Consider the following 12,279-nt stretch of genomic DNA (forward strand, 5'->3'; position numbering starts at 1 on the left):
CATGCTCGTGGGCTCGAATCATGTTGCATCGGAGCCGAATTCGGACGAAAGCGACTCGTTCGGCCACAGGACGGCGCGGAACCGCCCGAACGACCGTGTTCAACAGGCGCGTCGGAGAGGTGCGAAAAATACCCGGAGTCCCGTCGTCGCGCAAATCGCGTACCTGCCGTCGAGCAAGTATCGAATACACGAACCGATACCGAGCGGTAACGTACCCACCGGTAAGTAAAGACATGACGCGGAGCGCGAAATGTCAATTCCACCAACGCTACTCGTCAGTATTCCGTCAAGAGTTCAGTGGCTTTTCACAAGCAATCCGTCGATACTCGGTGAAAATCACTGTGGTGGTTCATCTTTGAACGAAGCGATATCAATCACACTTTGCCCGAAAGCCGTTGACATGGAAAAACACGGTCGAGCCGCTAGAATGAGTTCTCGTTCAGCCAGCGCCTGAAGATTTCGCGGGGCAGCGGGGAGAGAACCGAATCGGATGGACGGCACGAGCAGATAGAGGGTTGCAGGGGGACAGCGCCGGGGTGATCCACTCCCCGCACTCTCTACTTCTGCTTTCTCGGCTCGTACGTGCGTGCGTCGACGATTCACTTCGTCCCCGGGGCTGGCGGTCGAACCTCGACCGACGACGATTCCACCACCTGACGAAGAGAGACACGTTGTTCAAGCGGATAGCAGTAGTCAACAGAGGCGAAGCGGCCGTACGCCTGATCAGAGCCGTCAAAGAACTCAACGCCGAGCACGACTACGGCATCCGGACGGTCGCACTCCACACCGAAGCCGAGCGTCGGGCGATGTTCGTCCGTCAGGCCGACGAGGCTGTGACACTGAACAAGCCTGCCTCCGGGTCTGCCTACCTCGACTACGACGTGCTCGAGGCTGCACTCGTCGAGTCCCGCGCGGACGCCGTCTGGGTCGGCTGGGGATTCGTCGCCGAGGACCCGCAGTTCGCCGACATCGTCGCGCGACTGAACATCACGTTCATCGGCCCGTCCGCTGCAGCGATGCGTCTGCTCGGAGACAAGGTCGAAGCCAAGCTGCTGGCCGAGAAGGTCGGCGTCCCCGTCGCACCGTGGTCGGGTGGACCCGTCGAGACTCGCGCCGACGCCCGTCGTCATGCGCAGGCCATCGGTTACCCGCTGATCATCAAGGCTCGAAGCGGCGGTGGTGGCCGCGGTATCCGCAAGGTCTTCCACGAGGACGAGCTCGAACTCGCCCTCGAACGCACCCAGGGTGAGGCCGAGCGTTCCTTCGGTGACCCCGTCGTGTTCATCGAGCGCCTCGTCACCGATGCCCGCCACGTCGAGGTGCAGGTCATCGCCGACAACCACGGCAACGTGTGGGCTCCGGGCGTGCGCGACTGCTCGATCCAGCGCCGCAACCAGAAGGTCATCGAGGAGTCCAGCTCTCCCCTGCTGACCAAGGAACAGGCCGATCACCTGCGGGCAGTGTCCGCCGAACTGGTTCGGGCGGCCGAGTACTCGGGTGCAGGCACCGTCGAGTACCTCTACCAGCCCGAGCAGAAGATCTTCACGTTCCTCGAAGTCAACACGCGCCTGCAGGTCGAGCACCCGATCACCGAGTACACGACGGGTATCGACCTGGTCAAGCTCCAGATTCTCGTCGCAGACGGTGAGCGCCTCGAAGGCGACTGCCCGACCGAGTTCGGTCACGCCGTCGAAGCTCGCCTCAACGCCGAGGACGCCGACAACGGATTCGCGCCCGCACCGGGCAGCGTCGAGCTGCTGAAGTTCCCGCTCGGATCCGGCATCCGCGTCGATACCGGCATCGCACAGGGCGACGTCATCCCGCCCGACTACGACTCCATGGTCGCCAAGATCATCGCGTGGGGCCGCGACCGCAGCGAGGCATTCGCCCGCCTGCGCACCGCGCTCCGCGAGACCACCGTCGTCATCGACGGCGGCACGACCACCAAGTCCTTCCTCCTCAGCCTGCTCGACAAGGAAGAGGTCATCACCGCCTCCGCCGACACCGGCTGGCTCGACCGCACCGACGCCGGCACCGCAACCGGTCCGACGGCAACCGCCGACATCGCGATCGTCGCCGCCGCAATCGACGCGTACGACGCCGAAGAAGCCCGTGAGCGCGCCGCGTTCCTGACGTCCGCCCGCGGTGGACGTCCTCGCGCGAGCCACACCATCGGCCGCACCGTCGAGCTCAGCTACCAGGGCCAGTCGTACAAGCTCGGCGTCAGCCAGATCGGTCCGCACCGCTACCGCGTCGACGGTGACAGTGGAGACCTGCAGGTAGACGTCGAACGTCTCGGCGATTTCCAGAGCCGTCTCGTCCTCGGCGACCGCCGCTACCAGGTCGTCACGGTCAAGGGCGCCGCGCACTTCCTCGTCGAGGTCGACGGCATCAGCCACCAGATCAGCCAGGACGAGGCAGGCCTCGTTCGCGCTCCTGCACCCGCCGTCGTCGTCGCCGTTCCCGTTGCCGTCGGTGACGAGGTCGAGGCAGGCCAGACGCTCGTGGTGCTCGAAGCCATGAAGATGGAGACGGCGGTTCGGTCGCCGTACGCGGGCCGGGTCAGCGAGGTCCTCGCATCGGTCAACGGTCAGGTCGACTCCGGCGCTGCACTGCTGCGTGTCGATCAGGAGGGCGAACAGAAGTCCTCGGCGCAGACCGCACGCGTCGAATTCCGCGCTGCGACGCGCCCCGAGGGCGAGACCGCGAGCTGCGCCGCATTGGCGCAGCTCGACGAATTGGCCGCACTCATCACGGGATTCGACGTCAACGCATCGCGTGCTCGATCGCTGCTGTCGGACTACGAGAAGTTCCGTAGCCAGGTTCCGCGCGACGATCGCCAAGTCGTCGACGCAGAGTTGGCGCTGCTCAACACCTTTGCCGACATCTGCGAGTTGGCCCGTAACCGTCCGACGATGGACGAGGAGAACAACGACGAGCGCGTCCACTCCCCTCGCGAGCATTTCCACTCGTTCCTGCAGTCGCTCGACTCCGACATCCAAGGCCTGCCGGAATCGTTCCGCGGCAAGCTTTCTCGCGCACTGCGCCACTACGACGCCGAGGATCTCGAGCGCGGGCCCGAGCTCGAAGAGGCCGTCTACCGCGTCTTCCTCGCGTTGCAGCGCATCGAGAACCAGGTTCCCGTCGTCGCAGCTCTTCTGGATCACTGGCTGTCCGACTCGTCGGCTCAGCCCGGCGTGGGATCGGCCATCGGCGAGGTCCTCGAACGGCTCATCGTCGCGACGCAGGCCCGCTACCCCGTCATCGGCGACGTCGCACGTAACCTGCGTTTCCGTCTGTTCGACGCCCCGCAGATCGCGCGGGCTCGCGAGCAGGTGTACGACGGCGTCCGCGGCAGCCTGCAGTATCTCGCCGAGAACCCCGATGCAGCCGATTACGCAGCCCGCATCGATGCCCTCGTCTCGACACCCGAGCCGCTGCTCGACCTGCTGGCGTCGCGCATCGCCGATCCGGGCGCACTGCTCGAGGTCGTCACGCGCCAGTACTACGAGATCCGTACGCTCGAGGACGTCAAGGCGTTCGATCGAGACGGCAAGCACTTCGTCACCGGCAACTTCGAGCTGAACGGCGAACGCCTGCAACTGGTCTCGACCGCAACTGCGTTCGACGACCTGGCCCTTACGATCGACGCGATCGACGACATCGCCGGTCCCGCACCCGAGCACCTCGCCGTCGACCTCTACCTGGCATGGCCGGATGCGCCGAAGGACGGAGACGAGATCTCGTCGACGGTCCACTCGGTTCTGTCCGCGCACCCGCGCACCAGCGGCTGGCGTCGCATCACGATCACTGTGTGCGGCAGCGATGTTCGCCACGTGACGTTCCGTCGTCCGACGACCGAGGGCGCGCAGCCTCTCGCCGAGGACATCGTCATCCGCGACATGCATCCGCTGACCGGTCAGCGCCTCGACCTGTGGCGTCTGAAGAACTTCCACGGCAAGCGCCTGCCCGCAACCCCGGGCACGTACCTGTTCCAGCTGCAGGCCAAGGAGAATCCGGCCGACGAGCGTCTCATGGCACTCGCCGAGATCCGCGGCGTCACAACGCAGTTGGACGAGAACGGTGACGTCGTCGCCGTTCCGGAAATCGAGCGCACCGTCGCGGCGTGCCTCGACGGCATCCGTCGCGCCCAGGCGGGCCGCAAGAAGCGCCTCGACGCCAACCGCATCACGCTGTACGTGTGGCCGGTGCTCGAGGTGTCCGAGAACAAGCTCGCGACGATCGCCCGGCACATCGCGCCGTCGACCATCGGTGCAGGCCTCGAAGAGATCACGATGATCGCGCGGCTCAAGAGCGGCCAGGACTCCCCCGTCCGCGACGTCGCGATCCGCTTCTCGTACCGGTCCGGTGCAGGCGTCGTCGCGAAGGTGACCGCCAAGCCCACCGAACCGCTGCGTCCGCTCGACGAGTACACGCAGAAGGTGCAGCGCTCGCAGGCACGCGGCACGGTGTACCCGTACGAGCTGATCCCGCTGCTCACCGGCTCGGGTGGATCGTTCACGGAGTACGACTTCGACGACAGCGGCGTCTTCGCAGCCGTCGACCGCCCGTACGGTCGCAACAAGGCAGGCATCATCGCCGGTCTCGTCACGACGCCGTCCGAGCGCTACCCCGAGGGCGTCACTCGCGTCGCACTGTTCGGTGACCCGACCAAGGCACTCGGAACCGTCGCCGAGGCAGAGTGCTCGCGCATCGTCGCCGCGATCGACCTGGCCGAGAAGATCAGCGCTCCGGTCGAGTGGTTCGCACTGTCGTCCGGTGCCACCATCTCGATGTCCACCGGTACCGAGAACATGGACTGGGTCTCCCGCGGTCTGCGTCGCATCATCACGTTCACGCAGGCGGGCGGCGAGATCAACATCGTCGTCGCAGGCATCAACGTCGGCGCACAGCCGTACTGGAACGCCGAGGCCACGATGCTCGCGCACACCAAGGGCATCCTCGTGATGACCCCGGACAGCGCAATGGTGTTGACCGGCAAGCAGTCTCTCGACTACTCCGGTGGCGTTTCCGCCGAGGACAACTTCGGTATCGGTGGTTACGACCGCGTCATGGGCCCCAACGGCCAGGCGCAGTACTGGGCACCGAATCTCCGTGCGGCAGTGGAGGTTCTGTTCGCTCACTACGACCACGCCTACGCATTGCCGGGCGAGCGCTTCCCGCGTCGGGCACTCACCGCCGACCCGTCGGACCGCGATGTCCAGAGCTACCCGCACGTGCACCCGTCGAGCGACTTCACCACCGTCGGCGACATCTTCTCGAGCGTGACCAACCCGGATCGCAAGAAGCCGTTCGACATTCGCACCGTGATGCGTGCCGTCGTCGACCAGGACCACTCGGTGCTCGAGCGGTGGGCCGACATGGCCGACGCCGACACCTCGGTCGTCTTCGACGCACACCTCGCCGGAATCCCGGTCAGCGTCATCGGTATCGAGTCGCGGGCAATCCCTCGTAAGGGATGGTTCCCGGCCGACGGACCGGATCAGTGGACGTCGGGCACGTTGTTCCCGAGCTCGTCGAAGAAGACGGCTCGTGCCATCAACGCCGCCAGCGGATCGCGCCCGATCGTCGTGCTGGCCAACCTGTCCGGCTTCGACGGCTCCCCCGAGTCACTGCGGAACATCCAGCTCGAGTACGGCGCCGAAATCGGTAGGGCCATCGTCAACTTCGACGGTCCGGTCGTCTTCTGTGTCGTATCCCGTTACCACGGTGGAGCTTTCGTCGTGTTCTCCGGAGCGCTGAACGACAACATGGAGGTCCTCGCCGTCGAGGGATCGTTCGCCTCGGTGCTCGGTGGCGCTCCCGCCGCGGCCGTCGTGTTCACCCGCGACGTCAACGCTCGTACCGCTGCCGACCCGGCGGTCAAGGATCTCGAAGCCCGCCTCGCAGCGGCCGAGTCCGACGCCGACCGTGCTCACCTGCGCGTCGAGCTGGCATCGGCTCGCACCGACGTCCGCAACGCGAAGCTGGGCGAGGTGGCGTCGGAGTTCGAGGCGATCCACAACATCCAGCGCGCTCAGGAGGTCGGATCGGTGCACCACATCGTCCCGGCCGCCGAGCTTCGCCCGCAGCTCATCGCGGCGGTCGAGCGCGGAATGGCTCGTACGCAGGCGTAGGTAGTTCTACTCCCGCACCCCCGGCCTCGATGAGGTCCGGGGGTGCTGTCGTTTCCGAGGGATTCGGCTCGGCACAGGCGCTCACCATGTGGTCAGACGCACGCCCACTGGCTAGCGATCTGGCGTGCGCCTGACGAACAGGTGAGCACCTACCCTGCGAGGCTGCGGCGGCTTTCGAATCGACGACGCGCACCGGTGATCGGGTCGTCGAACTCGACCGCGCGGGCCAGGAGCTGGAGTGGATTACCGAAGTCGTCGGCGGGCGTTCGGGTGTACACCGGATAGTACGGGTCACCCTTGATGGGGATTCCCAACGAAGACAAGTGGATTCGCAACTGATGGGTGCGACCTGTATGCGGGAACAGTCGGTAGCGCGCGTCGTCGCCGAGCGTCTCGATCAGTTCGATGCGTGTCTCGCTGTTCGGCTCACCCGGCTCCTCCCTGGCCACCATGACGCCGTGATCCTTGAGGATGCGACTGCGTACGACGCGGGGAAACTCGAGCGACGGATCGTAGCCCGCGACCGCCTCGTACTCCTTCGTGACCTGCCGCGACGAGAACAGCTCCTGGTACGGCCGTCGTAATTCCTTGGTGCGGGTGAAGATCAGCACGCCCGCGGTCGCCCGGTCGAGGCGGTGCGCCGGCGTCAGATCGGGGCAGTCGAGGAGGCGTCGCAACCGCACTGTCGCAGTTTCGGTGACGTGCATGCCCCGTGGGATCGTCGCGAGGAAATGCGGCTTGTCGACGACGACGATGCCGTCGTCGTCGAACAGCACGTCGAGTTCGAACGGTACCCGCACCTCGGGAGCCGGTTCACGATAGAAGTAAACGAAACATCCTGCTGCATAACGTGATTCGACGCCCCACCGTCGACCTTTCTCGTCGACGACCTCACCGGCCTCCATCGACGACGCCCAGTCGTCGTCGGGGTGCTCACGGACCAAGAACTCGATCAACGACGCGGCGGCATCACCGTGGGGGAGTCGAATACGCAACGGCGCCAAACCGTCTCGATAAGGAAGGGGTTCAGAAGGCACAGTCAGTGCACACCAGACGCAGGCCGCGACCATCGTCGTCGTCGAAATCCTGGTAACGCGACGTGGGGTTGGCGCATATCGTGCAGCGCCCGATGACCTCCGTGTGGTCGGAGAAGTTCATCGTCATACGCTTGTCGAAGACGTAGAGCGAGCCCTCCCACAATGCGTCGTCGCCGAAAGCTTCTCCGTACCTGACGATTCCACCGTCGAGCTGATAGACCTCCTCGAACCCGCGTGAACGCATCAGCGAGGAGAGCACCTCGCATCGGACGCCCCCGGTGCAGTACGTGACGACCGGCTTGTTCTTGAGGTGGTCGTACTCGCCGGAGTCGAGTTGGCTGACGAAGTCCCGGGTGGTGTCGACGTCGGGCACGATCGCGTTCTTGAACTTGCCGATCTGCGCCTCGAACGCGTTGCGACCATCGAAGAAGACGACGTCGTCGCCGCGCTCACCGACCAGTTCGTGAACCTGATGCGGGCTGAGGTGTACTCCCCCGCCGACGACGCCGTTCGCGTCGACCTTCAGCTCCTCGGGTGCACCGAATGTGACGATCTCCGAGCGAACCTTGACGCTCAGCCGCGGGAAGTCGTCGCCGAGTCCCTCGGACCACTTGATGTCGGCATCCTTGAACGGCGCGTAGCTGCGAGTGCCGCGGACGTACTTCTTTACGTCATCCAGGTCACCGCCGACCGTCGCGTTGATCCCGTGTTCGGAGATCAGAATCCTGCCGGTCAGGTCGTTCGACGCGGCAAGGGTGTGCTGCCAGAGCCGAATGGCCTCGGGATCCGGCAGCGGGGTGAACACGTAGAACAGGACGATTTTCGGTACAGCCATGGTGGCAAGTATGCCGTGGGCGCCCGAAGCACCCGAACCTAAGGTGAGCGAGGGCCTCATTCGGTCACTCTGAGTGACCGAATGTCACATTCGCTCCGATCGGGGGGTGGGGCCGAACGGGGGTGGGCTGAACGGGGGGTGGGCCGAACGGGGGGGTGGGCCGAACGGGGGGTGGGCCGGTCAGGCCCTCATCGGCAGGGGAGCCACCTCGACCCGCGGGACCCCGTTGGCGACGGTGAACCCTGCACCCCAGTAGACCCCGGTGAGCGGGTCTTCCTTTGCGTCGAGGTACCAGTGATCCATCTGCACACCCTGAGGCGTCACCTCGAAGACCCCGAAGCCGTGGCTGTCGAGGTCGACGTAGCGGATGTGCCGGTTCAGCGTGGTCAGCGCCCCTTCGGCGACGCGGCCGAGGGTGTGCGGCGGGGTCTTGGTCAGGTCGTCGACGTTGGCCGAGGACACCGATGTCACGACCAGTTCGGTGGCGACGCCTCCGGTCTCGAAGTAGCGCGACGCGTCCTGCGGGATGTCGCATGCCCATGAGGAGTGGATGTCACCGGTGATGAAGACGGTGTTGCTGACCCCGTTGTCGGCGATCGCTCCGAGCAAGCGCTTCCGGTCGGCGGTGTAGCCGTCCCACGGGTCGGCGTTGTACGGCAGTCCACCTGTGGGGATGTTCAGCAGAGCTGTCACCGCTCGCGCGGCTTCGCTTTCGAGCGGAGGCAGCAGGACCGGCGTGATCATGACGGGATTGCCGACGATCTTCCAGCGCGTCGGCGAGCTCACGATGCCCTCGGTGAGCCACTCCATCTGGTCCTTGCCGGTGATGGTGCGGTTCGGCGAATCGACGTCGGCGCCCTGGAACGGCAGTACCTGCTGGGAGCGGTAGGTACGCAGGTCGAGCATCGACAGCTCGAGCAGGTTGCCGAAGCGCAGCCGTCGGTACAGGTGTCGGTTCTGCGGCGTGCCTGCAGCGCGGACCGGCATCCACTCGTAGTAGGCCTGCACCGAGTTGGCCTTGCGCTCGGCCCACGGTCCCTCGGTCTCGGGCTGATGGTTCTCGGCGCCACCGTCGTACGCGTCGTTTGCGCTTTCGTGGTCGTCCCACGTGCAGATCCACGGCACCCCGAGGTGCGCTGCCTTCAGATCCGGGTCGCTCTTGTACTGACCGTGACGGGTTCGGTAGTCGGCGAGACTGACGATCTCATGTGTCGGATCATGTTGGCGGACAACACCGTTCTTGCCCGCGAAGCCACCTGTCTCGTATTCGTAGATGTAGTCGCCGAGATGGACGATCGCGTCCAGGTCACCGCGCGCCGCGAGATGCCGGTACGCCCCGAAGTATCCCGACTCCCAGTTGGAGCACGAGACGACGCCGAAGCGAACGCGGTCGAGGTCGGCGTCGTTGCTCGGTGCGGTCCGCGTGGTCCCGACGGCCGATTGAGTGCCGACGGCCTCCCCGCTCTGGATCTCGAAGCAGTAGTGGTACGTCGTCGCGGGCGACAAGCCGTCGACATCGATCTTGACGGTGTGATCGGAGTCGACATCGGTCGTGACGGTTCCGCTGCGCACGAGCATCGTCAGTTCCGGATCCGTCGCCACACGCCACCGGACGGTGGTCGCAGGCCCGAGGCCCGACCCGGGCGTCGCACCTGGAACCGGGGTGACGCGGGTCCACAGGATCACGGCATCCGGCGTCGGATCACCGGAGGCGACGCCATGCTGGAACGGAACGAACTCGGTTCCCTGCGCATGGGCGACTGCAGGGAGCGCCGAGGCTGCCCCTGCCGCTGCGATGGCTACGGATGACGAGCGGAGAAATCCTCGCCTGGACACACCCTGTCTGTCGCGCACCGAGTCAGTTCATGCGATCGCGGCCCCGCGGTCAAGTCGACCTGGCCACCGGGGTGGGAAGTTCACTCAGCCGACGACCGGAGTACGTACCGACGTGACGTGCGATCGCTTGCGCAAAGTGAATCCGATGCCGAGATACAGGCTGATCGCGGTCGTGTTCGACGCCAGGGCATGCAGAAACGGAACCTCTCCACGCGCCCGGATGCCTGCCCCGACGTCGCGCACGAGCCTTGTCGCCAGACCGCGACCACGAAACGCGGGATCCGTGCATACCGCGCTGATCTCGGTCCAGCCCGGTGGGTGCAACCGCTCGCCTGCCATCGCGACCAGCCGGCCGTCGACGCGGATGCCGACGTAGCGGCCCATCTCGATCGTGCGAACTCGGTACGGACCGGGCTTGGTTCGCTCGACGAGATCGAGGATCTCCGGGACGTCCGACGGCCCGAGCGCGACGGCGTCCGCGTCGTACGCGATGTCCAGCCCACTGCCGTCGAGCTGCACGGAATCGAACCCACCGAGCGTCTCCCACCCGGCAGGCACCTCGTGTCCGAACCCGCGTACCGACGTCTGCTCGCCCGGCCCGACCAGCGCGGCGAGATCGGTCCAGTCCTGCGCCTCCAGTGCGACCGGATGCCCGAGATGACCCGCGACCTCCGGGTCGTACCGCCCGATCCGTCCCGACCACTGTGCGAAGCGCGCATGCTCGCCCAGCAGAGACGTCCGGACGGCGTCGTCGAGCGGGTGGGTTGTGGTATCCGGCGTTGGCTGGAGATCGACAGTCACGCTTGGACACGGTATCGACCGCGTCCTGCGACGTCACCGGTTGCAATCAGCGAGATTCTTGCCCCGGGTCTGTACCGTCGACGGCGGGTTTGCCGGGATGACGATGTGAGCATCCTCGATGCCATGACCTCCCCTCTGTGGCTGTTCGGAGATCAACTCGGACCGCATTTCCATTCGACCGAAGAGCATCGCCGACGCGACGTCCTGCTGGTCGAGAGCGCGCGTGTGCTGCGGAGCCGCAGGTTCCACCGGCAGAAGCTGCATCTCGTGTTGTCGGGGATGCGTCATCTGGCCGACGAGTTGGGTGACCGTGCGACGTATCTGCGCACCGAGACCTATCGGGAGGCGCTCGAAGAGTTCGGCAGACCCGTTCTCGTGTTCGAACCGACATCGCACGCGGCCGAGCGATTCGTCGAGAGGCTATTCGAGGAGGGCCTCGTCGAAGATGTCCTGCCGACGCCGATGTTCGCTCTCTCGCGTGCCGATTTCGCCGAATGGGCGGGTAACCGCAACCAGTTCCGCATGGAGACGTTCTACCGCGATCAACGACGGCGATTCGATGTGCTGATGAAGGGCGACGACCCCGTCGACGGCAGGTGGAATCTCGACGAGGACAACCGCGAGCCGCCGCCGAAGAAGCGCGTCACGCTCGGCGTCGATCCGCCGTGGTGGCCCTCGGAGGACAAGATCGACGAGCAGGTGCGCGCTGACCTCGATGCCATGAAGCTCGACACCGTCGGCTCCGACGGGCCACGACTGTTCGCGGTGACGGCATCCGAGGCTCGAAAAGCTCTGCAGCACTTCGTGTCCTACCGTCTGCCGGACTTCGGCAAGTACGAGGACGCCGTCATGACCGACGACTGGACGATGGCACATTCGCTGTTGTCGGTGCCGTTGAATCTGGGGCTTCTCCAGCCGCTCGATGTCGCCGAGACTGCCGAGAAGGCGTGGCGCGACGGCGATGCCTCGCTGGCGTCGACCGAGGGCTTCATCCGGCAGATCCTCGGCTGGCGCGAATACGTGTGGCATCTGTACTGGCATTTCGGACCCGAGTATCTCGACCGGAACGAACTGAAGGCGCACGAGCCGTTGCCGGGGTGGTTCCGAAATCTCGACGGCGACGAGCCAATTGCCGCATGCCTGTCGCACAGCCTGTCCGAACTGCAGAAACGCGGCTGGGTGCACCACATTCCGCGGCTGATGATCCTCGGCAACTTCGCGCTACAAAGGGGCTACGACCCCAAAGCGTTGACGGAATGGTTCGCGACCGCGTTCGTCGACGGCTTCGCATGGGTCATGCCCGTCAACGTCATCGGCATGAGCCAACACGCGGACGGCGGCCTGATCGCGACGAAGCCGTACGCGTCGGGCGGGGCGTATCTGAACCGTATGACCGATCACTGCGGCGGCTGCGAATACAACCCGAAGAAACGCCTCGGACCGGACGCGTGCCCGTTCACTGCGGGGTACTGGGCCTTCGTGCATCGGCATCGAGATCGGTTGGCGCAGAACCACCGAACGGCGAGGCAAGTGTCGTCGATGAACCGGCTGGCAGATCTGGATCAGGTGCTCGAACAGGAAGCACAGCGCGACACCTTCTGAAAACGGTCGTGGCACACTCTTCTTCGTCGTG

At 65.4% G+C, this 12,279-nt stretch carries 6 protein-coding genes; 2 read left to right on the top strand and 4 right to left on the bottom strand.

Translation table 11 applies throughout. The features are described from left to right. Nucleotides 1-671 precede the first annotated feature (671 nt). The gene (locus CHB96_RS11850; RefSeq protein ID WP_089246738.1) at nt 672-6,137 is read left to right on the top strand and encodes an ATP-binding protein; all 5,466 of its coding nucleotides are present in this window, start codon (nt 672-674) and stop codon (nt 6,135-6,137) included. Nucleotides 6,138-6,286: 149 nt separating this feature from the next. Here CHB96_RS11850 and CHB96_RS11855 read toward each other — a convergent pair whose 3' ends face one another. From CHB96_RS11855 to CHB96_RS11870, 4 genes are all read right to left on the bottom strand, one after another. Then, nucleotides 6,287-7,174, bottom strand: coding sequence for a pseudouridine synthase (locus CHB96_RS11855; RefSeq protein ID WP_089246740.1), 888 nt, complete (start codon nt 7,172-7,174; stop codon nt 6,287-6,289). Beyond that, a complete protein-coding gene (gene trhO, locus CHB96_RS11860; RefSeq protein WP_089246335.1) occupies nt 7,164-8,009 on the bottom strand; it encodes an oxygen-dependent tRNA uridine(34) hydroxylase TrhO in 846 nt (281 codons plus the stop codon). Before trhO ends, CHB96_RS11855 begins: the two co-directional genes overlap by 11 nt. Before the next feature lie 180 nt (nt 8,010-8,189). Continuing rightward, nucleotides 8,190-9,863: an alkaline phosphatase D family protein gene (locus CHB96_RS11865; protein WP_089246337.1), complete on the bottom strand. Its 1,674-nt coding sequence runs from the start codon at nt 9,861-9,863 to the stop codon at nt 8,190-8,192. Between the two features lie 66 nt (nt 9,864-9,929). After that, nucleotides 9,930-10,646: a GNAT family N-acetyltransferase gene (locus tag CHB96_RS11870; protein WP_176444258.1), complete on the bottom strand. Its 717-nt coding sequence runs from the start codon at nt 10,644-10,646 to the stop codon at nt 9,930-9,932. Nucleotides 10,647-10,769: 123 nt separating this feature from the next. Between CHB96_RS11870 and CHB96_RS11875 the strand changes: the two genes are divergently transcribed. Next, nucleotides 10,770-12,248 (top strand): cryptochrome/photolyase family protein, encoded by a 1,479-nt coding sequence (locus CHB96_RS11875; RefSeq protein WP_089246742.1) that lies wholly within the window; start codon nt 10,770-10,772, stop codon nt 12,246-12,248. Nucleotides 12,249-12,279 lie beyond the last annotated feature (31 nt).

Source organism: Rhodococcoides kyotonense, assembly GCF_900188125.1.
In the GTDB taxonomy this organism is placed as follows: Bacteria; Actinomycetota; Actinomycetes; order Mycobacteriales; family Mycobacteriaceae; genus Rhodococcoides; species Rhodococcoides kyotonense.